The 23,272-nt window shown below is 40.5% G+C and carries 25 protein-coding genes; 3 read left to right on the top strand and 22 right to left on the bottom strand.

What is annotated here, in order from left to right; all coding sequences use genetic code 11:
* Nucleotides 1-7 precede the first annotated feature (7 nt).
* The 14 genes from accC to FS458_RS07455 all read right to left on the bottom strand — a co-directional run bounded on the left by accC (nucleotide 8) and on the right by FS458_RS07455 (nucleotide 10,575).
* Nucleotides 8-1,366 (bottom strand): acetyl-CoA carboxylase biotin carboxylase subunit, encoded by a 1,359-nt coding sequence (gene accC / locus FS458_RS07520; protein ID WP_137788932.1) that lies wholly within the window; start codon nucleotides 1,364-1,366, stop codon nucleotides 8-10.
* Nucleotides 1,367-1,378: 12 nt separating this feature from the next.
* Entirely contained in the window at nucleotides 1,379-1,882 is a 504-nt protein-coding gene (gene accB / locus FS458_RS07515; RefSeq protein ID WP_144699157.1) for an acetyl-CoA carboxylase biotin carboxyl carrier protein, read from the bottom strand.
* A gap of 309 nt (nucleotides 1,883-2,191) precedes the next feature.
* A complete protein-coding gene (locus tag FS458_RS07510; protein ID WP_066396025.1) occupies nucleotides 2,192-2,704 on the bottom strand; it encodes a SpoIIIAH-like family protein in 513 nt (170 codons plus the stop codon).
* Nucleotides 2,705-2,708: 4 nt separating this feature from the next.
* On the bottom strand, nucleotides 2,709-3,350 hold the full coding sequence (gene spoIIIAG / locus FS458_RS07505; RefSeq protein WP_144699155.1) for a stage III sporulation protein AG: 642 nt from the start codon (nucleotides 3,348-3,350) through the stop codon (nucleotides 2,709-2,711).
* Nucleotides 3,347-3,973, bottom strand: coding sequence for a stage III sporulation protein AF (gene spoIIIAF, locus FS458_RS07500; RefSeq protein WP_144699153.1), 627 nt, complete (start codon nucleotides 3,971-3,973; stop codon nucleotides 3,347-3,349). The genes spoIIIAG and spoIIIAF overlap by 4 nt, the downstream gene beginning before the upstream one ends.
* A gap of 10 nt (nucleotides 3,974-3,983) precedes the next feature.
* Complete coding sequence (gene spoIIIAE / locus FS458_RS07495) at nucleotides 3,984-5,168, bottom strand: stage III sporulation protein AE (protein ID WP_144699151.1); 1,185 nt, start codon at nucleotides 5,166-5,168, stop codon at nucleotides 3,984-3,986.
* 17 nt (nucleotides 5,169-5,185) lie between these two features.
* A complete protein-coding gene (gene spoIIIAD, locus FS458_RS07490) occupies nucleotides 5,186-5,575 on the bottom strand; it encodes a stage III sporulation protein AD (RefSeq protein ID WP_066396033.1) in 390 nt (129 codons plus the stop codon).
* A gap of 13 nt (nucleotides 5,576-5,588) precedes the next feature.
* On the bottom strand, nucleotides 5,589-5,795 hold the full coding sequence (spoIIIAC, locus tag FS458_RS07485) for a stage III sporulation protein AC (RefSeq protein WP_066290831.1): 207 nt from the start codon (nucleotides 5,793-5,795) through the stop codon (nucleotides 5,589-5,591).
* A 16-nt stretch (nucleotides 5,796-5,811) separates the two neighbouring features.
* Nucleotides 5,812-6,324 (bottom strand): stage III sporulation protein SpoIIIAB, encoded by a 513-nt coding sequence (gene spoIIIAB / locus FS458_RS07480; protein ID WP_144703390.1) that lies wholly within the window; start codon nucleotides 6,322-6,324, stop codon nucleotides 5,812-5,814.
* On the bottom strand, nucleotides 6,324-7,253 hold the full coding sequence (spoIIIAA, locus tag FS458_RS07475) for a stage III sporulation protein AA (RefSeq protein ID WP_144699149.1): 930 nt from the start codon (nucleotides 7,251-7,253) through the stop codon (nucleotides 6,324-6,326). Before spoIIIAA ends, spoIIIAB begins: the two co-directional genes overlap by 1 nt.
* Before the next feature lie 627 nt (nucleotides 7,254-7,880).
* Nucleotides 7,881-8,438, bottom strand: coding sequence for an elongation factor P (gene efp, locus FS458_RS07470; protein ID WP_066396040.1), 558 nt, complete (start codon nucleotides 8,436-8,438; stop codon nucleotides 7,881-7,883).
* Between the two features lie 22 nt (nucleotides 8,439-8,460).
* The gene (locus tag FS458_RS07465) at nucleotides 8,461-9,534 is read right to left on the bottom strand and encodes a M24 family metallopeptidase (protein WP_144699147.1); all 1,074 of its coding nucleotides are present in this window, start codon (nucleotides 9,532-9,534) and stop codon (nucleotides 8,461-8,463) included.
* The gene (gene aroQ / locus FS458_RS07460; RefSeq protein ID WP_144699145.1) at nucleotides 9,531-9,983 is read right to left on the bottom strand and encodes a type II 3-dehydroquinate dehydratase; all 453 of its coding nucleotides are present in this window, start codon (nucleotides 9,981-9,983) and stop codon (nucleotides 9,531-9,533) included. The genes FS458_RS07465 and aroQ overlap by 4 nt, the downstream gene beginning before the upstream one ends.
* A 76-nt stretch (nucleotides 9,984-10,059) precedes the next feature.
* Complete coding sequence (locus tag FS458_RS07455) at nucleotides 10,060-10,575, bottom strand: YqhR family membrane protein (RefSeq protein WP_144699143.1); 516 nt, start codon at nucleotides 10,573-10,575, stop codon at nucleotides 10,060-10,062.
* A gap of 188 nt (nucleotides 10,576-10,763) precedes the next feature.
* Between FS458_RS07455 and FS458_RS07450 the strand changes: the two genes are divergently transcribed.
* Together FS458_RS07450 and FS458_RS07445 are read left to right on the top strand one after the other, a co-directional pair.
* Complete coding sequence (locus FS458_RS07450) at nucleotides 10,764-11,708, top strand: DUF1385 domain-containing protein (RefSeq protein WP_144699141.1); 945 nt, start codon at nucleotides 10,764-10,766, stop codon at nucleotides 11,706-11,708.
* Nucleotides 11,709-11,727: 19 nt separating this feature from the next.
* Nucleotides 11,728-12,102, top strand: a complete 375-nt coding sequence (locus FS458_RS07445) for an SA1362 family protein (RefSeq protein WP_144699139.1) — start codon at nucleotides 11,728-11,730, stop codon at nucleotides 12,100-12,102.
* A 3-nt stretch (nucleotides 12,103-12,105) separates the two neighbouring features.
* Here FS458_RS07445 and FS458_RS07440 read toward each other — a convergent pair whose 3' ends face one another.
* The 5 genes from FS458_RS07440 to FS458_RS07420 form a co-directional block, all read right to left on the bottom strand.
* The gene (locus FS458_RS07440; protein ID WP_144699136.1) at nucleotides 12,106-13,035 is read right to left on the bottom strand and encodes a patatin-like phospholipase family protein; all 930 of its coding nucleotides are present in this window, start codon (nucleotides 13,033-13,035) and stop codon (nucleotides 12,106-12,108) included.
* A 292-nt stretch (nucleotides 13,036-13,327) separates the two neighbouring features.
* On the bottom strand, nucleotides 13,328-13,744 hold the full coding sequence (gene mntR / locus FS458_RS07435) for a transcriptional regulator MntR (protein ID WP_144703387.1): 417 nt from the start codon (nucleotides 13,742-13,744) through the stop codon (nucleotides 13,328-13,330).
* A gap of 111 nt (nucleotides 13,745-13,855) precedes the next feature.
* Nucleotides 13,856-14,893 (bottom strand): spore photoproduct lyase, encoded by a 1,038-nt coding sequence (gene splB, locus FS458_RS07430; RefSeq protein WP_144699134.1) that lies wholly within the window; start codon nucleotides 14,891-14,893, stop codon nucleotides 13,856-13,858.
* A 102-nt stretch (nucleotides 14,894-14,995) separates the two neighbouring features.
* The gene (locus FS458_RS07425; RefSeq protein WP_144699132.1) at nucleotides 14,996-17,557 is read right to left on the bottom strand and encodes a vitamin B12-dependent ribonucleotide reductase; all 2,562 of its coding nucleotides are present in this window, start codon (nucleotides 17,555-17,557) and stop codon (nucleotides 14,996-14,998) included.
* A 362-nt stretch (nucleotides 17,558-17,919) separates the two neighbouring features.
* Complete coding sequence (locus FS458_RS07420; RefSeq protein ID WP_144699130.1) at nucleotides 17,920-18,756, bottom strand: lipoate--protein ligase family protein; 837 nt, start codon at nucleotides 18,754-18,756, stop codon at nucleotides 17,920-17,922.
* 149 nt (nucleotides 18,757-18,905) lie between these two features.
* Between FS458_RS07420 and FS458_RS07415 the strand changes: the two genes are divergently transcribed.
* Nucleotides 18,906-19,283, top strand: a complete 378-nt coding sequence (locus tag FS458_RS07415) for a rhodanese-like domain-containing protein (protein WP_144699128.1) — start codon at nucleotides 18,906-18,908, stop codon at nucleotides 19,281-19,283.
* Between the two features lie 47 nt (nucleotides 19,284-19,330).
* Here the strand turns inward: FS458_RS07415 and gcvPB are convergent, their stop codons facing one another.
* The 3 genes from gcvPB to gcvT are packed head-to-tail and all read right to left on the bottom strand — an operon-like array spanning nucleotide 19,331 to nucleotide 23,256.
* Nucleotides 19,331-20,794, bottom strand: coding sequence for an aminomethyl-transferring glycine dehydrogenase subunit GcvPB (gene gcvPB, locus FS458_RS07410; RefSeq protein WP_144699126.1), 1,464 nt, complete (start codon nucleotides 20,792-20,794; stop codon nucleotides 19,331-19,333).
* Nucleotides 20,770-22,134 carry an aminomethyl-transferring glycine dehydrogenase subunit GcvPA gene (gene gcvPA, locus FS458_RS07405; protein WP_144699124.1) on the bottom strand — a complete coding sequence of 455 codons (1,365 nt, stop codon included), beginning with the start codon at nucleotides 22,132-22,134 and terminating at the stop codon, nucleotides 20,770-20,772. Before gcvPA ends, gcvPB begins: the two co-directional genes overlap by 25 nt.
* A 21-nt stretch (nucleotides 22,135-22,155) precedes the next feature.
* The gene (gcvT, locus tag FS458_RS07400; protein ID WP_144699122.1) at nucleotides 22,156-23,256 is read right to left on the bottom strand and encodes a glycine cleavage system aminomethyltransferase GcvT; all 1,101 of its coding nucleotides are present in this window, start codon (nucleotides 23,254-23,256) and stop codon (nucleotides 22,156-22,158) included.
* Between the last annotated feature and the right edge of the window lie 16 nt (nucleotides 23,257-23,272).

The following is a 23,272-nucleotide window of genomic DNA, read 5'->3' as shown; positions in this document are numbered from 1 at the left end:
TCCGTACTTATTCGCTTTTTGAAGTTAAATCATGATTTTCTAAAAACTTTGTATTAAAGTCACCATTCACAAAAGTCTCATGGTTTAACAGACGCAGGTGGAACGGAATGGTCGTATGAATTCCTTCGATCACGAATTCACTTAGTGCTCGCTTCATACGGTCGATCGCTTCTTGTCTAGTATTTCCGTAAGTAATAACTTTAGCAATCATAGAATCATAAAATGGTGGAATCGTATAGCCAGGATAAACAGCTGAATCCACTCGAACACCTAGACCGCCTGGCGGAAGATACATTTCAATCTTCCCAGCAGATGGCATAAAGTTTTTCTCAGGATTCTCAGCATTTATTCTGCATTCGATCGACCAGCCATCAAACTCAATATCTTCTTGTTTGTATCGCAATCTCTCACCTGAAGCTACTTTAATCTGTTCCTTGATAAGATCAATTCCGGTTACCATCTCTGTTACAGGATGTTCTACTTGGATACGAGTATTCATCTCCATGAAATAGAAATCCCCTGTATTATGATCAAAGATAAATTCAACTGTACCAGCACCAGAATATTGAACGGCTTCAGCTGCTTTTACTGCCGCTTCTCCCATCTCTTGGCGTTTAGATGGAGAGATGGCAGGAGATGGAGTCTCTTCTAAGAGCTTTTGAAGACGTCTTTGGATACTGCAGTCTCGTTCTCCTAAATGGATCACATTCCCATGGTTATCTGCAAGCACCTGTATTTCAACATGTCGGAAATCTTCAATGTATTTTTCAATATACACACCAGGGTTACCAAAAGCAGTTGCTGCTTCTTGCTGAGTGATCGCAATGCCTTTTAAGAGTTCCGTTTCATTCTTTGCTACTCGGATCCCTTTACCCCCACCGCCTGCTGTTGCTTTAATAATTACAGGATACCCAATTTTGTTGCTGAGTTCAATGGCTTCTTCCTTGTCCCTAATAATCCCGTCAGAACCTGGTACGATTGGAACTCCAGCATCCGCCATCGTTGCTCTTGCAACATCTTTAATACCCATTTTGTTGATTGCTTCAGCACTTGGACCAACAAATGTTACATTACATTCGCTGCAAAGTTCTGCAAAGTCGGCGTTCTCTGCCAGAAATCCATATCCAGGATGGATGGCTTCTGAACCAGTTAGTGTGGCAACGCTCATTATGTTAGTGAAGTTTAGGTAACTATCTTTTGAAGCAGTCGGTCCGATACAATAAGCCTCATCTGCCAAACGGACATGCAAGGCATCTTTATCAGCTTCTGAATAAACGGCTACTGTTTCAACACCAAGCTCTTTGCATGCACGAATAATCCTTACAGCAATCTCACCACGGTTTGCTACTAATAGCTTTTTAATCATAGACATACCCTCCTATTCTGCTTTCACAAGGAACAGAGGTTGTCCGTATTCTACTAATTGTCCGTTCTCAACTAATACTTTTACGATTTCACCATTCACTTCAGATTCGATCTCATTAAATAATTTCATTGCTTCAATAATACAAACGATGCTATCTTTTGAAACTTTATCTCCTGGCTTAACAAATGCTTCAACATCTGGAGATGAAGCAGCATAAAACGTTCCTACCATAGGTGAGACTACTTTATGTAAGTTAGCGTCTTCTTCTGCCTTCTCTGTTTGTTGTTTAACTTCTGTGTTCTCTTTCACTGTTTCAGCTGCAGGAACCTGTTCCTTTACTGGTGGCGCTTGAGTGACAACGGGTTGAGAAACTACTTCTTCTGCTCCATGAGAAACGACCGTACCACTGTCCTTTTTAAGAACAATCTTAGAGCCGTCATTTTCGTATTTGAATTCGTTGATACTTGATTTGTCAATAAGTTTAATCAATTCACGTATTTCTTGAATTTTTAGCATGATCTCTACTCCTTTAACAATCCTATCCAGTTTAGATTTTTTATTTAGCACCTTCTATTGTGACTAGGTCTTAACACATGTAATATACCACATTTCTCTTTTCGTGGATACATTAGAATCATGTTCAAGTTAATAGTACACGATAACACTTAACATTGTAAGCGTTTGCGAATACTCTTCACATTTTTCTATCATTTCCCTTCACAAAGAAATGCAAACTTAATGACGCAGACGCTTTAAGTTTCTATCCAATATATCATGAAAACCCAAAAAGAAAAAAGCCGGAACTCCGGCTTTTAAACTCTGAATTTATTTAGATGCATGGTATTCAACAGCTACCGTTTTATTACTACCAAGATGTTCGTTCGCAACATTCATGATCTCAACGACTTCTTTTTTCGATAGTTTATCAGCTTTTACGATTACTTTGATCTCATTGTTCATCGTGCTTACTAATGCATCATTGAATCCCATCGATTTGATCAATGTTTCTACTGTTGATTCTTGCATCGTAAGTGACTGAAGCTCTGTCATCTTCGCCCAAGCATCAGCTTGAACCTCAGCAGAAGCATCTTCAGACCCTGCAACCGCTACATAGTCAGCACTCATCTCATCACGAACTTCATCTCGCTCAAGGCGAAGTGCTGTAAACACATCATCGTTTGCAACACCTGAAACCGTCGCTTCTTTACCTGACTTCTTTCCTGCCTCCAAGTATGCAAGATCATCTGTTCCACCAGGCGCTGTAATGTAATACACCGACAATACAATGATTAAGCTAAGCATAGTCAAAAGCCAAACGGTTTGTTTTTTCAATAACATTTGATTATTCCCCCTCAGGATTTTTTGGTCCTACGAAAATTTGGTCACTACCTATATCAAAAACTTTTTTAACGAGCTCTATGATCATAGACTTTGTCTGGATGTTCTCTGCACCTTGCGCCAACACGGCTACACCTTTAATCTTTGGTTTTTCTGTTGTAACGATGATCGGCTCTTCTCTGCCATCATTTGAGATGATGACTACTTTTTCATCTATCTTTTGATCTTCTATGGTTCTCTTCCCGCCATTTTTATCATTTTCAGAAGTTGTTTGACTCTGTGTGCTATCATCAGTTACGAACTCTTTTTTCTCTGTTGTGGAGAGTTCAACCCAGACTGACACTTTGCCTACGCCTTGCATTTGCTCTAATAGGTCTTTCAGTTCGTTCGAGTAACGATCTTCATAAGTTTTAATATTCTTGTCTGTGACTTCTTTCGCTTGTTTAAAAACCGCCTCAGATTTAACCTTTGTTTCTGGCACTAGCCCGTTAAATGAACTTTTTTGAGCAGGGGAGTCTATCATCTTGCTAAGAAACATTAGAGAAATTCCCAATAGAAGTAAGACAAGTAAGTACTTTTGTTTATTCCCTGCTTTATCACTAAGCTGCAGCCGTTTTTTTATCTGTTCCCAAAATGAACGTTTCATTGGGATAACTCCTCTCCCCCTTCCAAATGTACATCAACTTGGTCTGCATCCAGCTGCCATTGATCGGCTAGAAACTGGATGACTTCGCTTGTAACTGGTGGTTCGAGAGATTCTTTTCTCTCTGGACCAGAAACACTTACATCCACTTCTGATACTTCAGAGATTCTTGCTTGATCGTGATACTTTGTAAGTATCACTTTGGCACCCCTAATATCTTCAGCATCCAACGGCTCTTTACCGATTTCCGTTTGAATTTGAAGATCGACTATCTCTAACTCATAAGTCTGTTTCAACTCCTCTTGAACTTGTTTTTTCATTGGGACAGCCATTTGCTCTAATATATATGCACGTTGTGCGGATTGTATTTCACTTTTATTCTCTTCTATTGAATTTTTTATTTCGTCTTCTTTCGCAGCGGCTGGTAGATCCATAGCGAGAAACACTTGATCGAGATCTGCGTTTATTAGTTTGAACAGTGGCGAGAGCATGGCAAGCAGGATGAGCAATCCTACCACCATCTTGATATAATTTTGGAATTGATTACCAGGTAACAACAGCTCGATGACTCCAGCCAATAGTACAAGAATAATAATATTGGTTATCCATTCGGTTAAGAATGCCATGACTCACCTCCTATCTGACCATCAGTGTAACGTTGCCAGCTGCGATTATAATCGTTATCGCTAAAAAGAACATGATCGAGACCGTCATAAGGGCAGCAAAGATAAACATGACACTCTTACCGATGATGCCTAATGATTCAACGATCGGCCCACCGCCTAAAGGCTGAAGGAGGGCTGCAGCCATGCTATATATAAAAGCTAGTATTAAAACTTTGATGGCAGGAAAGATAGCCAGTAGTAGCAATAAGAGTGCTCCGATTATGCCTACCGAGTTTTTAAGTAAGATAGAAGCGCTCATAACTGTATCTGTCGCATCTGTAAACATACGTCCGACAACCGGAATAAAATTTCCTGTGATGAATTTTGCGGTCTTGATCGTAATGCCATCTGCCACTGCCGCTGTTGCACCTTGCACGCTCATGACACCAAGGAATACCGTGAAAAAAAAGGCGAGCGCTCCCATGCTGACATTTCGCAAAAGCTTGGCCAACTGAGTAACTTTGTGATGCTCTGACATCGTAGAAACGATGCTTAATAGTGCAGATAAAAAAAGAAGCGGCAATACAAAATTCTTTATTAATAGACCGCTTGTATTTACCAAAAACAAGATAACCGGATGAAAAAAGGCGACTGAAGCAATGCTTCCTACAGTTGCCATCAAGGCAAGAAGAAGGGGTATAAGTGCAATCATGAAACTTAACATATTATCGATCGCTTCTGTCGCATAAGAGATGGCAACGTGAAAACTGTTTAAAGCTAATATGATCAAGACCATATAGATAATGCCATACGCCACTTTTGAAATAGCAGATCGATCAAAAGCATTTTGTATGGATTGAAGGAGCATGCTGAAAACGGTGAGCAGAATTAAGGTTCCTAACAGCTTTCCGTGAACAGCAAGTTCATGAAACATAAACTTCAAAAGACCAAGCATGTATCCTTTTATTGAAAAATCTTTTTCTCCTTTTACAAATTCAAGGAAGGTCCCTTTCTGGCTTTCTGGCAAGAAACCGCCGTACTCTCGGGAGATGCTATCCCAATATTGTTTGATCTCATCTAACTGCATGGAGGAAACTTGTTGATCTACCATTTTTGAAGTGATTGAGCTCGCTGATGCGGATTCTATGGGACCAAATAGGATGAAGGAAAAGATTATGAATAGAAGAAGACTTGTCCGCACCATCACTTTCTGCATCTTTACAACCCGCTTTCTTATTTCGGAATAAGCGTCAGTACGGTCTCGATAATAACCGTTAAGATCGGTATCGCCATCACCAGAATCAGTATCTTCCCACCTAGTTCGATCTTAGAGGCAATAGCTCCCTGACCAGCATCTCGTGTGATCTGTGCTCCAAACTCTGCAATATAAGCGATACCGATTATTTTTAACAACGTTTCAACATAGACCATGTTTACGTTTGCGTTGATGGCAAGTCGTTGAAGCATCGTGAGAATTTGTCCAATCTTATCAATCAAGAATAAAAAGATTCCTGCTCCAACCATGAGTGTGACCAAAAAAGCAAAATTTGCTTTTTGTTCTTTAAGGACTAATGCTAAAAAAGCAGCAACCAGTCCAAAACCAACAATTTGGATAATTTCCAATCTGGCCCCCTCCTTAATTCTGAAACAAAAAGACGCCTTTTACCTTCTGAAACAAATCATCTAAAAGAGTAATGACCATAAAAAGGGCAACAACAAAACCTAATAGAGTGACCCAATGGGCATAATCCTCTTTGCCGATCATTTTTAACACGGTATGAAGCATCGCGACGATTATCCCAAGCCCAGCGATCTGAAACACTGCGTTTACATCCAATCCCATCGATGGTACCTCCTTGTTACAGTAAGAGAATAACGATTAAAAGTCCCATTAGGACTCCAAGACTTTTGCACATTTTTTCATAACGTTCCTGTATGTCTCTTGCTTCCTTTTCTTCCCGATTAAGGTGAGCAAGCGTCAATTGAATCTGCTTTTGCTGATGCTCTTTGTCATGCCTGCCAAGAGTCGCCCCAAATTGGCGAAGCACTTCAATCTCACCCATCTTAAAAGAAGTCTCTTTAGCCAGAACAGCCAACTGTAAATCCCATGCTTCTTGCACCGAGAGTTCACCTTCTACTAATCGGTCTGAAATGGTAAGGAAAAAAGTGGACAACGGTTCTTTTAAAGGTCTTCCTATATGCAAAAATGCCTCATGAAGCGGAGTAGATCCATACATGATCTCAGCCTCCAAGGCTTGTAGTGTCACTTTTAGTTCTCTCAACTTCTTTGGTCGTTCTCTTACTCGTTTTGCCCACTCAAAACCAAAGATCGTAGTGGCTGAAAGGATGGCGATCGCGCCTAACCAACTCATCATGCTCTACCACCCGATGATCTGTAGATCTCCTTTAAAGCTCCATCATAAATTCTATCAATCGTTCCTGGTCCTTTATCCCGGCTCAAGATAACATACCTTTCAAACAATGAAAGATCTCCTAATGGTTTCATCACAGGACGTTTCATTGCATCTTCAACAGAGCTGCCATGTGCGGTAAAAATCATTTGAACACCCGCATGCATCGCTTCTAATATCGCTTCACCATCTTCTCTTCGACCGATTTCATCGACGATCATCACTTGAGGACTCATCGAACGAATGAGCATCATCATCCCTTCCGCTTTCGGACATGCATCAAGAACATCAACACGTCGTCCAAGAGTATGTTGAGGAACACCCTTTATGCTACCCGCTATTTCAGAGCGCTCATCTACGATTCCCACTTTAAAAGAAGGGATGTTTCTTTGTTGAACGCCACAACTAACAACCCTCGCAATATCTCTTAATATCGTGGTTTTCCCGGTTTGCGGCGGGCCGATTAATAATGTATTGACCCATTTTTTTTGAAAAAGATAAGAAATTAGCGGTTCAGCGATGCCAATTTTCTCTCTCGCTATCCTTACGTTAAACGAACTAATATTCTTGATGGCTTTTACGAATCCATGTTCAGTGATCACTTTTCCAGCTAGTCCAACACGATGACCGCCTGATATAGTGATATAGCCTCTTTTTAGTTCCTCTTCAAGCGCGTAGAGTGAGTGCTGACTTAAACGATTGAGCAATACTTGCGACTCTTCAGCCGAGATCTGGCCTTCAGTCGGGTAGATCGGTTTACCCCAACAAAGGATTTCTATCGGTTGTCCAATTCGAACCCTGATCTCTTCTATAGATTGAAGGACAGATGGCGGCAAATTTTTCAAGGTTTGTTGTATGTTATCTGGAAAAAGTCTAAAGATCGTCTCCATGACCGATTTCTCCTTTAAGAGGCTAGTACTATAAACGTATGGTTGACATTTAAGCTTTATGCCAATAAAGGTGGGTAAAAGTTTAAAGTTAGAAGGGAAGGTAGAGAAGACTTTGATAGAATGATAGTGAAACACTACGCGGAGAAGCCTGGCTAGAAGGTAAGACTTCTATGGCGGCAAGTACACTTGTGTTTGAAAAGAATGGATTAGGATTTACCTATTAGCAATAAAGTTAATAGGATTGTGGTTATTATTCATGAAAATTTATCTTTTGGTGCTAGTTTAGCTTATGACTGGCTGTTTTTACTTAAAAGAAAACCAAATATGTGCATTACGGTTTAGCCACTGTATTCTCACTAATACGGAGTGGGGTATTTTAAATAAGTTAAATAAGAATCCCTAAAAATTTTTAAGACAATCAAAAAATTTCTTACTTTATTCCGCGAGTTTTTGCCATATATCCGCGAGTCTACTTAAATCGACAACCAGGAATGTCAGATACCCTAAACTCAAATAAACATCGCATCCATTTTATCCTGTCCATTGGTGGCGCCATCATTCTTGTTAACTGTCTACTACATAAAAAAACCTCACTCCAAAAATGGAATGAGGTTTAAATACTATAGCCTATGCACGAGAAACGTAAGCCGCATTTCTTGTATCGATAATCAGCTTGTCACCTTGGTTTACGAAGAAAGGAACTTGTACGATCAAGCCTGTTTCAAGCGTTGCTGGCTTAGTTCCACCAGAAGCTGTGTCGCCTTTAATACCAGGCTCAGTCTCTGCCACTACTAATTCAACTGTGTTTGGAAGTTCAACACCAATCGTTTCACCTTGATATGTCATGATGTGAACAGTCATGTTTTCAAGCAAGTACTTCAACTCGTACTCAATTTGAGAAGCTTGAAGTTCAATTTGCTCATAAGACTCGTTGTCCATGAAAGTGTGCGTATCTCCAGATGCATAAAGGTATTGCATCTTACGGTTTTCAATATGAGCTTTTGCTACTTTTTCTCCACCGCGGAACGTTTTTTCCTGGATACCACCTGTGCGAAGGTTACGAAGTTTAGAGCGAACAAATGCCGCACCTTTGCCTGGCTTTACGTGTTGGAACTCGAGAACTTGCCAGATCCCGTTGTCAACCTCGATCGTTAATCCTGTTTTAAAATCATTTACTGAAATCATGTTTTTATCCTCCTGAAATACCTTAACTTAACGTTAAGAGGGTTTTAGTAGAGTGCGTAAGTGATTCATTGCCATCTTTTGTGACGAGTGCATCGTCTTCGATTCGAACTCCGCCTAGACCTGAGATATAAATACCAGGTTCGACTGTCACAAGCATTCCTGGTTCAAGAATCGTATCAGACTTCATAGATAAAGCTGGTCCCTCATGAACATCTAAGCCAATTCCATGTCCTGTAGAATGCCCAAAGTATTCACCATATCCTTTTGAAGCGATGTAATCACGAGTTAACGCATCCGCATCCTTACCTGTCATTCCTGGTTTGATGCCTTTCATTCCTAGCATCTGTGCATCATATACGACTTGGTAGATCTCTTTCAGTTCATCTGAAACATTTCCGATGGCTACCGTACGTGTGATATCCGAACAATAACCTTTGTAGTATGCTCCAAAATCCAAGGTTACTAATTCACCCGTTTCAATCTTCTTATCTGAGGCAACACCATGTGGAAGGGCTGATCGGTAGCCAGAGGCCACAATAATATCAAACGATGAAGAGATGGCTCCATTTTTTCTCATGAAGAATTCTAGTTCGTTCGATACTTCCCGCTCAGTAAGTCCTGGGCGAATATACTCGATAATATGTGAAAAAGCGGCATCGGCAATAGATGCTGCATCCTTTACTATCTTAATCTCTGATTCATCCTTAATCAAGCGCAACTTTTCTACAAGACCGGATACTGGAACAAGTTCAGTCGTATTGTTATTTAATTGTGTCTCATATGTACGGTATGTAGAGTATGTAACATGGTCTTGCTCGAAACCAATCTTAGAAATTGAAAGCTCCTTCGTTAACTTTGCAACCTCTTGCGGAATCGGATCCGTGTGCATCACAACACGATAACCTTCTGCTTGTTCTAGAGCTTGCGTCTTATAACGGAAATCAGTTACTAAAATCGCTTCTTCTTTCGTGATCAAAAGTACTCCTGAGCTTCCTTTAAAACCACTTAAATAAAAACGGTTTGAAGAAGATGTAACTAAAAGTGCATCAATATCAAACGTATCGAATAAATGTCTTGCCCGTTCTACACGATTCATAACGTATCCCCCTTCTGTTGATTATGAAAAACTTGAAGAGCTAATCTATAACTATCAAAACCAAATCCTGAAATCTGTCCGATCGTAACTGGAGCAATAACAGATTCGCGTCGGAATTCTTCTCTAGCATGCACGTTTGATAAGTGGACTTCGATCACGGGGACATCCACACTGGCAATCGCGTCTCTAATCGCATAACTATAATGAGTATAGGCACCTGCGTTTAGAACGATACCACAAAACTCACCTTCAGCTCCATGAATGAAATCAATGATATCTCCTTCATTATTGCTCTGCTCAAACGAAAGATCCATGAGTAGCCCTCTTGAAAATGAAACAAGTTCTGCTTGAAGATCTTCCAGAGTTTGCGCACCATATATGCCAGGCTCACGTTTACCTAATCGGTTTAAATTCGGTCCGTTTATAACAAGATATTTTCTGTTTTTCACCTGAAACACCTAGCCTTTGCATAAAAAATAGAATGTTCATAAAACATTCTATCATAGCGTCTGTTCTTTTGAATAGTTACGAACTCTGTGTTGATTCCTTGTTTCCTTGGGACTGGCCATGACGTTCACTGTATTCAAATGAGATCGAGTAACCTACGAAAACACCATATAAAATATAGATGCACAGCGTCGTTGTAATCGTATTTTTACCTATTGTATTCATAGGCTCCAATCCTGGAAAGATCGGATGAAGCAAGAAAAAGACGATTCCCCATAGTGCTACACCAAAAAGGATACCAGCCCACATGGATTTGATCTTGGCAAACGCATAGCGATAGGCAATGGCGACTAAGATTGAAAGTAGAGCAATAATCAAAATACTGATCAGTTGACCAATCCACTCTGTTTTCCACTTCCCAAGAGCCCATGGCGCCAGAACGAGTGCGGGACCTACCTTTGAGAAATTTAAATAGTAGGCAATAAATCCGAAACAAGCCCAGATCAAGCCTCCAAAGAAGCCAACACCAACTACTCTGCTCATAAATGAAGATTGAGATTCCTGTTTATTTTGTTCTAGTTTTGAATCGCTCATTGACGACCACCTCCAACACCACTAGTATGTCCACAAAACCATTGCCCAAACTTCTAACACTCTTAACCAATCATATTCCGTGTAAAACATGTATAAAATGGGAAAAATACAATCATCCTTTGTGGAGGAATATCCCGCTTTCCTGTAGAATAGAAAGTACCTACAAAACTTTAGGCTGGGGGTTCAACATGACAAAAGAGAAAAAGCCCGCTTACGGCGGCCAGGCCGTATTAGAAGGGGTTATGTTTGCCGGAAAGCACACATATGTAACGGCAATACGCAGAAATGACGATACGATTGAGTATTTCGAACTTAAGAAGAAACCTTCTCCTGTTTTATCAAAATTAAAGAAGATTCCTTTCTTAAGAGGATTTATTGCCATAATTGAAGCGAGTATGAACGGTACTCAGCATTTAAATTTTTCAGCTGAACGATTTGGTGTTAACCCCGGTGAGGAAGAAAAAGAGGAAGAAGAAAAACCATCTAAATTTGCCTTTTTCTTTTCTTTAGCCATTATCGGTGTCTTATCTTTCCTTTTTGGAAAATTTGTTTTTACGCTCGTACCCGTTTTTTTAGCAGAAGCTTTTCGTTTTATCGTGCCCGGGCACTTAGGGCAGAATTTATTAGAAGGTTTGTTCAAGTTTATCTTTTTATTAAGCTATATCTATTTTGTTTCTTTAACACCTGCGATCAAGAGAGTATTCATGTATCACGGAGCTGAACATAAAGTAATCAACACGTATGAAGCAGGAGATGAGCTCACCGTTGAAAACGTAAAGAAGCATTCAAGACTTCATTATCGTTGCGGCAGCAGTTTTATTCTATTTACCGTAATCGTCGGCATGTTTATCTATTATTTCTTTCCATCAGATCCGTTATGGCTAAGAATTTTATGCAGACTTGCGCTTATTCCTGTGGTTTTAGGGGTATCTTTTGAAGTATTACAGTTAACTAATAAACTAAGAGATGTTCCTGTTCTTCGTTACCTTGGATATCCTGGGTTATGGCTTCAACTTTTAACAACGAAAGAACCCGATGAAAAACAAATAGAAGTTTCTATTATTTCTTTTAATGAAATGTTACGTCGTGACGCATCCTATGAAAGTGAACTTAACGCAAGTAAAATCGTTTAATCATAAGGAGGTGAACCTGTTGCAACAGAATCAAAGAAGATTGCATCCTATCATTTGGTTTGTTATTTCACTGGCTATTGTCGGTATTCTTTATCAACTAGTCACTTCACCTCGCGACTTATTTACGACCATTCTGATCGGGGCAGCAGTGGTCGCCGTGTTTTACTTTATCTTTCGCAGAACCTCATCGGGTGTAAACGGCAAGTATAGAAAAGCAGTCAAGCAATCTCAAAAACGCTATGGTACGAACCAAAAGCCGGCAAAAGCTGCTTCTCCATTGTTTTCGAGCAAAAAGACTGCAAAGAGTTCCGCTCAGAGAAAGAAAACACGTGAACATCACTTAACCGTGATCGAAGGGAAAAAGAACAAGAAAAAAAATCGAGCCTCCTTTTAAGGACTAGGCTCGATTTTTATATGCTGGATTTGGATATCTCTTACTTGCGATCCAGCCCTGTAAAAATTGCTCAGCACGATCATGACCAAAGGTATAAAGTTCATTCTTCGCTTCTGAAGACAGTTGAAAATCGATAACGGATACATGCTTTACAGGCATAAAAATAATATCCCTTGCATCGTGGGAATCAATGTATCGATTATCATGCGCTTGCATCATCGTTTCAAACAATGCTTTAAAAAGCTGAACCGCATTCTTCACATTGTGTGTTGGAATGTGGTCATTGATATATGAACTTAATTGAAAACCTAACACCGGCCGAACGGGCACCCTATCTTTTCTTTGGAAAAGCCACATCGGAAAATTACTCAAAACGCCTCCATCAACAATAAAACTTTTTTGTCCAACCCGATTGAAAAGTTTGATCGGATAAAAGAAATAAGGAAGACTGCAACTCATCCTAACCGCTCGTGCCACTGGAAAACGCTCTGGCAATAAACCGTATTCCTCAAGATCATCTGGCAAAACGATTAACCTGCCTCGAGAAATATCAGACGCAATAATCTTAAGACTGCCATATGGAATATCCGCAAATGTAACAATTCCACGCGCCGCTAGAAGAGAAGCTACCCAGTTCTCCAGATAATCCCCCTTAAACAGACCAAGTTTCCAATAAAGCTTCAACCAGTTCATAAAAGGTACAGGTACTATCGTTTTACTTGTATCGAGAAATTTTCTAAAGTCTAATTTATCAATAATATCCTTCATTTCACCCGCCGTATAGCCTGCCTTGATCAAAGCAGCCATCAGTGCCCCCGCACTTGTCCCCGCTACCCTCTCAAAACTGAGTCCCCGATTCTCAGCTGCTTCAACAGCACCAATCAACGAAAGCGCCTTGATGCCTCCACCTGAAAAAACACCATCAATTCGCATAAACATCTCCTCCACTATTATCCTAATCAGCAGAAGATGTCCTTTATAACCGATTCTTCAAAATAAAGTCTTTTGTCATAACTTCAAAAAGTTGGTTTGTTCATGCATTGAACGTCCGTGTAGTTTGAAAGATTATGTATACTGTCCACTTTTACAAGAATACTGTCCGGTTTCCTCTGTTTACTGTCCACTTTTCAGGTTTTACTGTCCACTTCTTATAAAATACTGTCCACTTGTGTTTCCATACACCGCACCACACAAAAAATCCAAAATAAAAACAACCATAAAAAATTTATGATTGTTCTTGTTCTTCATTTTTTGCTTGAACTTCTCTTAATAACTTTATCCTATTTTCATCTTCTTCAAAAAACTGGACAAGATCTCCAATTCGATCAATAGCGTTCCAACTTAAATGATGTTCGATACCCTCAACATCTTGGTAGATGTTCTCTTGGTCGACCCCGATCACTTTTAAGAATTCTTCAAGTAACTCGTGTCTGTACACTAGACGTTTTCCAAGTTTCTTTCCATTCGGTGTAAGAACGAAGCCTCTGTATTTTTCATAAACGACATACTTGCCTTTGTCGAGCTTTTGAATCATCTTGGTTACTGAAGAGGGATGCACTTCTAGGTTCTCAGCAAGATCTGATACCCTGGCATAGCCTTTCTCTTCGATTAGGGCATAGATGCGTTCTATATAGTCTTCCATACTTGGGGTTGGCGGCAAATTGTTCACTCCCTATACTAAACCAGCTTGGTCTCTATAAAAAGGATACTATAGAATGGTAAGCGTGACAAGGGAAGGTATCTTTGCATTTTATCAAGTAAAATATTCGATCTTCGCTTGTGGAAACATCGTATGAATATAATTTTCTACCGTTTCACGCAGTCTTGTCGCCTGATCATCTTGATAAACATATTTTCCGATTCCATATCTTCCCCACTTATATTTCCGCTCTTCTTCATTCATCTCAAGCTTTGATTTTGGGTAGTTTTTTTCAATAACTCGTTTTGCAGGTTTCGTAAAACGGTGCTGAATCAGTTCAAACGTAAGATCGTTCGTTAAATGCTTTGGAATTTTCGCTTCTAAGATATCAAAAAGCTCTTTATAGCCTTCTTCCCAATCTTTATGAAGATAAAGAGGGGCCACGATAAAGCCTAATGGATATCCTGCTTCAGCCACTTTAATGGCAGCATTAATGCGCTCTTCAAGCGGACTTGTTCCAAGTTCGAAGTTCTTTATCACATAGTTTGAATTTACACTAAAACGAAAACGCGTTTTACCTTGGTGTTTTGCATCAAGTAGATGATCTACATGATGATATTTCGTCGTAAATCGAAGCCTTCCTAGATCTGTGGCCCCAAAAAATTCAATCGCTCTTTTTAAATTATGAGTAAGATGATCGATGCCTACAATATCAGATGTACATGAAGCTTCGAATCGCGTGATCTCAGGAGCTCGTTCTTGCATATACTTTTCAGCCTGAGCAAAGATTTCATCTGTATTCACATAAGTTCGTAGATACGGCTTGCTGCCGAGGGTCGTCTGCAGATAACAATAATGACAATGTCCCATACATCCTGTTGCGAGTGGAATCGCGTATTCTGCAGATGGTTTAGATGTATCGAATTTCAACGTTTTTCTGATACCGACAACGAGCGTTGATTTTGCCGTTCTATACTTTTGAAAATCATTATCGCCTGGCAGATCACGAATTTGGTTATGTGATGTTGTCTCTCTGATCTCAACTTCTAACTTGCTAAAACGGTCGAACAGTTCTTTTCCCAATGGATACTCTAATGCACGCGGTTCGAAATAGATCAACTGCGGCATAAACGGTTTATTGGCACCAGCCATAGTCATACACCCCACAATTTTTATTACAAATGATGGAGTTAGTATGTGCTAATATCCACAAAAGAAAAGGGAAGGAACTTTTCCAGTTCCTTCCCTTCCTTCTTATAATCCGCATTTTAATTGAGCGTTACAATTTGTACACGTGTTACAGCCACCGATTTCTTTCACTTTCCCTTTTCGACATACCGGGCAAGTGTTTCCAACTTCGTTACCGATGGTTACATCTGTAGAACGAAGATCAGTAATCGTATCTAAAATAACAACTTTGCTTTTTTCTTCTTCCATACCTAGATCGATCTCAGTTTGTTCAAAAGTCTCTTCTGCTTTAAGTGTAAGAACTTGTGAGTCACGGCTTCCATCAACGTACACTGTTCCACCTTTTGCTCCACCCTTATAAAGACGTTCGTAGACTTTTTGAACTTGATCAACCGTATAACCTTTAGGAGCGTTTACCGTTTTTGAGATCGAGCTGTCTACCCAACGCTGGATGACACATTGCGTATCTGCATGGGCTTCTGGTGCAAGCTCCATTGCAGCAACAAACCATTCAGGAAGCTCATTTTCGTTCGCATCTGGATTGCTGTCTAAGTATTCTTTAACAATATCAGCTTTCACTTCAATAAACTTCCCAAGACGACCACTGCGGAAGTATGAGAATGAGAAGTAAGGCTCTAATCCTGTTGAGACGCCTACCATGGTTCCTGTGGATCCAGTTGGAGCAACAGTTAACAAGTGAGAGTTACGAATCCCAAATTCTAGAATGTCTTTGCGTACATCTTCAGGAAGCTTTTTCATATAACCTGTTTCAGTAAATCGTCTACGCAACTCGTTAGTTGTCTCACCTGAATCGCCTTCTAAGAACGGGAAGCTTCCCTTCTCTTTAGCAAGTTCGATTGAAGTGCGGTAAGCCGTAACGGCAATCGTTTCAAAAATTTGATCAACAAGCTTGTTTCCTTCTTCAGACCCGTATACGGTCTCACAATAGATTAAAAGGTCATGAAGTCCCATTACACCAAGTCCTACACGACGTTCACCCAACGCTTGAACGCGGTTTGGTTCTAAGAAGTAAGGTGTTGCATCAATTACGTTGTCTTGCATACGAACGCCAACTTCAACGGTTTGCTTTAACTTTTCAAAGTCGACCGTTTTGTTGTCTTTGTCAGCCATGTTTCCAAGGTTAACTGCAGCGAGGTTGCAGACACTGTATGGCGCAAGTGGTTGTTCTCCACACGGATTCGTTGCTACGACCTTTTGTCCATATGCTGTAGCGTTCGTCATTTCATTTGCATTATCGATAAAGAAAATTCCTGGCTCAGCTGAGTATGTTGCGCAAATGTTGATCAGATTCCACAGTTCACGAGCTTGGATTCGTTTGTAGACACGAATACCATAGCCTTTCTCTTCCCAAACTCGAACATCTCCGACTTCATGCCATTCGTTGTTGTATGCTTCCATCTCTTCAGGCGTGTAAGCCTCGACACTTGGAAAACGTAATAGATACTCAGAGTCATTTTCTACAGCTTCCATAAATTCCTTCGTGATCGTAACAGATATGTTCGCACCTGTTAAGAACTCAGAATTATGAACGCTGTACGTTCCTCCATCACGAAGCATTGTCTCAGCATCGCGTAGAACATCTGAATCAAATCCACCTGTACCTGGAATATCCTTATAGCGAAGAATTCCTTCGTACATCGCTTTTTGAGCTGGTGTCAGTGGTGTGAATTTTAATTTATCTTGAGCGACTTGTTTAATTTTCTCGTCATTTGTATTTTCAATTAAGTAACGTAAAATGCGGGGATTCTGCATCTTAGAAATAATGAAGTCAATAATGTCAGGGTGCCAGTCAGCAAGCATGATCATCTGAGCTCCCCTGCGACTTCCGCCCTGCTCAACCAGATGCGTCAACTTCGCGATATCATCCAACCAGGATACAGATCCAGATGATTTTCCGTTTACGCCTCTTGCTAAGGCGTTCTTTGGTCGAAGTGTAGACCCGTTCGTTCCAACTCCGCCGCCGCGGCTCATGATCTCCATAACTTGCTTACGGTGATCAGAGATGCCTTCACGCGAATCTTTTACATATGGCATCACATAACAATTAAAATACGTTACATCCGTTTCTGCCCCTGCTCCATAAAGCACGCGGCCAGCGGGTACAAAGTTCATCTCTGAAAGTTCTTTGTAGAACTTTTGGAATGATTCTTGGCGCTTTTCTTCCGTTGTCTCTACAGATGCTAACCCTGTTGCATTTCTAAGCGCGATCTGCTCGTAGTAAACTTCTAACGGCTTGTCCATCACATCAAGTGAACGTGTGATCAAACCAGATTCAGCTTCTTCCGGCTTCTCTAGTACAGCTTTAAACTCATCTTCAACCAATACGACTGCGTTTTTATCGTCCCAATTGACAGATTGAATATAGCCTAGCCCTCTTGCCGGAAATTTCGGATCCTCTTTTACCGTTAATACTACAAAATCACCTGGTTTTAACGTTTTCTTCTCTGTGTCTTTAAAGCTATATCGGTCCAGCATCACCAGCCGAGAAACACCTTTATGTGTTGTTTTCATCGTAGAAGTTACGGGGTGTACTTGTGGAAATTGAGCTATATCACTGTTGAGAGCGTCAATGTTAATACCCTTTTTAACAGTTGCGACTGTGTCCATATTTCTCCTCCTCTATATAAATCACATACGGATGCATATCTATATCTTGTATGTATAAGTTCTACCCTTATACTATATATACGTAAACCTCATGTCAAAGAAAAAAAATTGTCAAACTTAAAATCATGAGGATTTTACAGCAATTCCTTGATTCTTGTAAATTTATGATGATTTTATTAATGAATTGGCTTTATTCTAGATTTGTATAATTTGGTAGTTTTGAAAAGCCGTACAAACTCTTGGTTTTCAAAAATTCCTGCTATTTTCCAAAAAAAATTAATATCTTGACATCTTTTTTTCTGATCTTTACAGAGCAAAAATAAAAAATCGAGATCTCTTTTTGAGATTTCGATTTTTTACTATTATCGTCTGAACGTCCAATCGTCATTTCGATAACGAGTCTCGGCTATGTGTTCAACCTCTGACCACTGATCTTCTGTAAGTTTATATGGTACAAGATTTACGTTCAAACCGTCCTCAAAGCCTTTTTTAAAGGCAATCTTCGCGTCTTCAATTGTAACAGGAACATCTAGCAGTGCATTGACTGCTACTGCTTTTTTCTTAAATGCGGTTTGCATTCTTTCTCGTAATCTGTCGCTAGAATACTTAAACAGATCGAACAGTTTGTCTTCATCTAGGTCCAAAAGAATTGATCCGTGTTGCAGGATCACACCTTTTTGCCTCGTTTGAGCACTTCCCGCTACTTTTCTTCCTTCTACGACTAATTCATACCACGAAGGAGCGTCAAAGCAAACTGCTGACCGGGGATTCTTCAACCCTTCACGCTCTTCTTCTGTTTTCGGAACAGCGAAGTAAGCATCCAAGCCTAAACCTTGAAACCCTTCTTTGATTCCTTCTGAGATCACCCGATAAGCTTCGGTTACACTTTGTGGCATATCTTTGTGTGATTCAGATACGATGACGCTATATGTGAGTTCTTGATCATGAAGAACTCCGCGACCACCTGTTGGACGTCTCACAAAGCCCAGTCCATATTTTTTTACAGCATCAAGGTTAATCTCTTTTTCTACTTTTTGAAAGTATCCAATAGATAGAGTAGCTGGATTCCATCCGTAAAAGCGGATAACAGGTGGAATCTTTCCTTCACTGTGCCAAGTTAGAAGTGCTTCGTCCATTGCCATATTAATTGCAGGTTCGCAATTTCCAGAATCGATATAATACCAGTTTTCTTTTTCCACGTTTTTCGTCTCCCTGCCATTCATTCGTAACTAGTGTACCAAATTCGGCGATTGTGTCAAAACAATCGCTTAAAGTCAGATTTTTCTTTTGCCTATAGAGCCGCGCACCGCTATAATTGTGGTAGATTGTTTAAAGGAGTGCAAGCGTTATGGGATGGATAGTTTTAGCAGGTATTGTAGTAGCTTTATTGGCGTATGTAATTGGTATGGGGCTTTATCAAAAGAGATTTTTAACTACATTAAACGAGGAAGAGTTTAAAGCAGGTTATCGAAAAGCACAACTGATCGATGTTCGTGAGCCTGAAGAGTTTAAAAAAGGACATATCCTAGGAGCACGTAACATTCCTCTTTCTCAAATGAGACAGAGATTAAAAGAAGTGCGCAGCGATCAGCCTGTTTATCTATATTGTGAAAGTGGATTCAGAAGTGCTCGTGCAGCGAATTTTCTAAAGAAGAAAAAATATGGCCAGCTTCATCACCTACATGGCGGCTTCCGCAAATGGACTGGCCGTGTAAAATCAAACTAATATTAAAAGCAGCTCAGGAAAATTTCCAGAGCTGCTTTTTTGTATGTTTAAACTTGTTTTGAATATTTTAAGATTGGCTTTCTTGCAGCTGTTGCTTCATCCAGTCGTTTAACAACGGTAGTATGAGGAGCTTCTTGAACCAATTCAGGTGTTTCTTCTGCTTCTTTTGAAATCTGAATCATCTTCTCGATAAATTCATCGAGTGTTTCTTTTGATTCCGTTTCTGTCGGCTCGATCATGATCGCTTCTTCTACACTTAACGGGAAGTAGATCGTTGGCGGGTGATAGCCGAAGTCTAAGAGACGTTTTGCGATATCAAGTGTTCTCACGCCAAGTTTCTTTTGACGACGTCCTGATAATACGAACTCGTGTTTACAGTGTTGTGTAAACGGGAGATCGAAATGAGGCTCCAGTCGGCGCATCATATAGTTCGCGTTTAACACGGCGTTCTCTGATACTTGATTTAATCCGTCTGGCCCCATCGTCATGATGTACGTAAACGCACGTACGTTAATGCCGAAGTTACCATAAAAAGGCTTCACTCGTCCGATCGATTGCGGGCGATCATATTCGAATTTATAAAGATCATCTTCTTTAACAAGAACTGGTTTTGGCAAGAATGGAATCAGGTCTGCCTTTACTCCAACTGGTCCAGATCCAGGTCCACCACCACCGTGAGGTCCTGTGAATGTTTTATGAAGATTCAAGTGAACAACGTCAAAGCCCATGTCTCCAGGTCGAGCAAATCCTAATATCGCATTTGCATTAGCTCCATCGTAGTAAAGCTTTCCGCCAGCTTCATGGACGATTTTTGCCATTTCTAGAATATGCTCTTCGAAAAGACCAAGCGTATTTGGATTTGTAAGCATTAGTGCCGCCACATCTTGATCGACCACTCGCTTCAAATCTTCAAGATCAACTAGACCACGCTCATCAGATTTCACTGTGATCGATTCAAAACCTGCAACCGTTGCAGACGCCGGATTCGTTCCGTGTGCTGAATCAGGAACGATTACTTTTGTACGATTGAAGTCACCATTTGCTTCATGGTAAGCACGGATCATCATGAGTCCTGTCCACTCACCATGAGCACCCGCAGCTGGTTGAAGCGTCACTTCATCCATACCGGTGATCTCAGCAAGTGATGTTTGCAAGCGGTACATCATCTCCATCGCACCCTGAACGGTCTCTTCATCTTGAAGAGGGTGGATGTGTGCGAATCCAGGGAAGCGCGCTACATCTTCATTAATCTTAGGATTATATTTCATCGTACATGAGCCTAGTGGATAGAAACCAGAATCCACACCGTGGTTACGATTGGATAACGCTGTGTAATGACGAACGATTTGAAGCTCTGACACTTCAGGAAGATCCGCTTCTTCTGTACGCAAATAATCGGAAGGAATGATAGATTCTACGTTAATCTCTGGAACGTCAAGTTCAGGGATGCTGTACCCTACTCGACCTGGTTTAGACAATTCAAAAATTAATGACTGATGTTCTGTACGCATGCTAATCCCTCCAATACATTTGCAAGCTGATCGATCTCTTCTTTTGTTCTCATTTCTGTAACCGCTAGAAGCATATGGTTCTTAAGTTCTGAATACGAAAGACCCAAATCATATCCACCGATGATGCCAGATTCTAATAGTTTTCTGTTCACTTCTTTCGCTGTACATTTTAACTCAATAACAAACTCGTTAAAGAAAGGTCCAGTGAATGATGTCTTGAATCCTTTTTCCTCAAGAACTTTTTTCGCATAATGAGCTTTTTGTATGTTTTGGTGCGCAACTTCTTTCACACCTTGTTTTCCAAGTGCCGTCATAGCGATTGAAGCTGCAAGTGCGTTAAGCGCTTGGTTCGAACAGATGTTACTCGTCGCTTTATCACGTCTGATATGCTGTTCTCTTGCTTGAAGTGTTAGAACGAATCCTCGCTTACCGTCTTCATCAACCGTTTGACCTACTAAACGGCCAGGAACTTTACGCATCAATTTTGTTGTTACAGCAAAATATCCACAGTGTGGTCCGCCAAATCCTTGCGCGATCCCAAACGGCTGTGCATCACCGACTACGATATCGGCACCAAATTTACCAGGAGGAGTCAGTGCACCAAGTGCTAAAGGATTTGAAGAAACTACGAACATTCCTTTTGCACTGTGTACGATTTCTTCGATGTCTTTTAACGGTTCGATCTGACCGAAGAAGTTCGGATATTGGACGATCACACACGCTGTTTGTTCATCCACTTCAGCACGCAATGCATTTAATGAAGTAACACCATCTTCTGTATCCACTTCTACCACTTCAAGATGCTGCCCTTTTGCGTAAGTGTGCAGAACAGCGCGTGATTCTGGGTGTACGGATTTGGATACAACGATTTTCTTTCTGCGCGTCTGAGCTGCTGATAATAATCCAGCCTCCGCAAGTGAAGTTCCACCATCGTACATAGAAGAGTTAGCGACATCCATGCCGGTTAATTCACAGATCATCGTCTGGAACTCAAAGATCGCTTGAAGTTCTCCTTGAGAGATCTCAGGCTGGTATGGCGTGTAAGCCGTATAGAACTCTGAACGAAGAAGCATATGGTTCACGATCGATGGTGTGTAATGATCATACACCCCTGCTCCTAAGAATGAAGCATGATCTTTTGTATTTTTGTTTAATGCAGCCAAGCGGCCCATCTCTTTCACTAGTTGAGGTTCTGACAAAGCTTCCTCGATTTGTAAGCGTCCTTTAAACCGAACTTCTTCCGGAATATCCTGAAAAAGATCTTCTGTCGTTTCGATTCCAATCGTTTCAAGCATTTCCTTTTTGTCTTGATCAGTCATCGGCAAATAGCGGAACGTCATGGTTTCTCCCCCTTAAATGTCTTATTTTCCTCGTTTATAAAATGGTGAAGCGACTACTTTTGCTTTTAAACGTTTTTGACGAATCTGTACCTCTACCTCTGTTCCGAGCTCTGTGAAATCTCTCTCAAGAAGAGCAAGTCCAAGATTCTTCTTCAATGTTGGCGATTGTGTCCCCGTTGTAACTTCTCCGATCTTCACATCACCTTTAAATACCTCGTAATGTGATCGAGGAATTCCTTTATCGATCATTTCGATACCAACTAGCTTACGTGGTGCGCCATTCTTCTTTTGATCTGCTAGAATTTCTTTTCCAATAAAATCTGCTTCTTTATCTGTTTTTACAGCGAATCCGATACCTGCTTCTATCGGAGTAATCTCTTTTGTAAGTTCTTGACCGTAAAGAGCCAACTTTGCTTCAAAACGCAACGTGTCACGCGCGCCAAGTCCTGCAGGGAGCAATCCATCTTCAATGCCTGCATCAAGTACAGATCTCCACAGTTTTTCAGCATGTTCCGTTTTTAAATAGATCTCAAAGCCATCTTCTCCTGTGTAGCCTGTTCGAGACACAAGAGCAGATATTCCAGCTAGTGAAACATCCTCTTTAAAACGGAAGAATCCGATCTCAGAAAGATTGGTATCCGTCAGCTTTTGTAAAATTCCTTCTGCTTTAGGTCCTTGAATCGCGAGCTGTGCATATTCAGGAGATACGTTCACAAGTTCTACACCTTCAGGCTTCTTGCTCATAAGCCATTCGAAATCTTTTTCAATATTTGAGGCATTCACAACGAGTAAGTAATCGTTTTCATCTCTTTTATAAACTAAAAGGTCATCTACTGTACCACCGTTCTCATAGCACATAGCTGTATATTGCGCTTGACCGTTTTGAAGTTTCGAAACATCATTGGTCATTGTATATTGCAGAAACGATAATGCATTTGGTCCTCTAACATCAAATTCTCCCATGTGAGAGACATCGAATAGACCAGCTTTCGTTCTAACCGCTTCGTGTTCCTCTTTAATACTTGAGAACTGAACAGGCAACTCCCAACCGCCAAAATCAATTACTTTTCCACCGTGTTCTTTGTAAGTCTCAAATAACGGTGTTCGTAACAATGTAGCCATGTGAATTCCTCCTTTT

Origin of the sequence: Fictibacillus phosphorivorans, assembly GCF_007673525.1 — a bacterium.
GTDB classification, from domain to species: domain Bacteria; phylum Bacillota; class Bacilli; order Bacillales; family Fictibacillaceae; genus Fictibacillus; species Fictibacillus phosphorivorans_C.
This window is presented reverse-complemented; position numbering and strand designations above follow the sequence as displayed.

Excerpts from the sequence above, each read along its gene's own strand:
- accC (WP_137788932.1), bottom strand. The coding sequence starts at position 1,366 with ATGATTAAAAAGCTATTAGTAGCAAACCGTGGTGAGATTGCTGTAAGG.
- spoIIIAE (WP_144699151.1), bottom strand. The coding sequence starts at position 5,168 with ATGCAGAAAGTGATGGTGCGGACAAGTCTTCTTCTATTCATAATCTTT.
- splB (WP_144699134.1), bottom strand. The coding sequence starts at position 14,893 with ATGGCTGGTGCCAATAAACCGTTTATGCCGCAGTTGATCTATTTCGAA.
- accB (WP_144699157.1), bottom strand. The coding sequence starts at position 1,882 with ATGCTAAAAATTCAAGAAATACGTGAATTGATTAAACTTATTGACAAA.
- FS458_RS07465 (WP_144699147.1), bottom strand. The coding sequence starts at position 9,534 with ATGAATCGTGTAGAACGGGCAAGACATTTATTCGATACGTTTGATATT.
- efp (WP_066396040.1), bottom strand. The coding sequence starts at position 8,438 with ATGATTTCAGTAAATGATTTTAAAACAGGATTAACGATCGAGGTTGAC.
- spoIIIAC (WP_066290831.1), bottom strand. The coding sequence starts at position 5,795 with ATGGGATTGGATGTAAACGCAGTGTTTCAGATCGCTGGGCTTGGGATA.
- gcvPB (WP_144699126.1), bottom strand. The coding sequence starts at position 20,794 with ATGCGTACAGAACATCAGTCATTAATTTTTGAATTGTCTAAACCAGGT.
- FS458_RS07450 (WP_144699141.1), top strand. The coding sequence starts at position 10,764 with ATGACAAAAGAGAAAAAGCCCGCTTACGGCGGCCAGGCCGTATTAGAA.
- spoIIIAG (WP_144699155.1), bottom strand. The coding sequence starts at position 3,350 with ATGAAACGTTCATTTTGGGAACAGATAAAAAAACGGCTGCAGCTTAGT.
- spoIIIAF (WP_144699153.1), bottom strand. The coding sequence starts at position 3,973 with ATGGCATTCTTAACCGAATGGATAACCAATATTATTATTCTTGTACTA.
- FS458_RS07440 (WP_144699136.1), bottom strand. The coding sequence starts at position 13,035 with ATGCGAATTGATGGTGTTTTTTCAGGTGGAGGCATCAAGGCGCTTTCG.
- FS458_RS07510 (WP_066396025.1), bottom strand. The coding sequence starts at position 2,704 with ATGTTATTGAAAAAACAAACCGTTTGGCTTTTGACTATGCTTAGCTTA.
- gcvPA (WP_144699124.1), bottom strand. The coding sequence starts at position 22,134 with ATGACGTTCCGCTATTTGCCGATGACTGATCAAGACAAAAAGGAAATG.
- FS458_RS07415 (WP_144699128.1), top strand. The coding sequence starts at position 18,906 with ATGGGATGGATAGTTTTAGCAGGTATTGTAGTAGCTTTATTGGCGTAT.
- spoIIIAA (WP_144699149.1), bottom strand. The coding sequence starts at position 7,253 with ATGGAGACGATCTTTAGACTTTTTCCAGATAACATACAACAAACCTTG.
- FS458_RS07455 (WP_144699143.1), bottom strand. The coding sequence starts at position 10,575 with ATGAGCGATTCAAAACTAGAACAAAATAAACAGGAATCTCAATCTTCA.
- gcvT (WP_144699122.1), bottom strand. The coding sequence starts at position 23,256 with ATGGCTACATTGTTACGAACACCGTTATTTGAGACTTACAAAGAACAC.
- mntR (WP_144703387.1), bottom strand. The coding sequence starts at position 13,744 with ATGGAAGACTATATAGAACGCATCTATGCCCTAATCGAAGAGAAAGGC.
- FS458_RS07425 (WP_144699132.1), bottom strand. The coding sequence starts at position 17,557 with ATGGACACAGTCGCAACTGTTAAAAAGGGTATTAACATTGACGCTCTC.
- spoIIIAB (WP_144703390.1), bottom strand. The coding sequence starts at position 6,324 with ATGAGTTGGTTAGGCGCGATCGCCATCCTTTCAGCCACTACGATCTTT.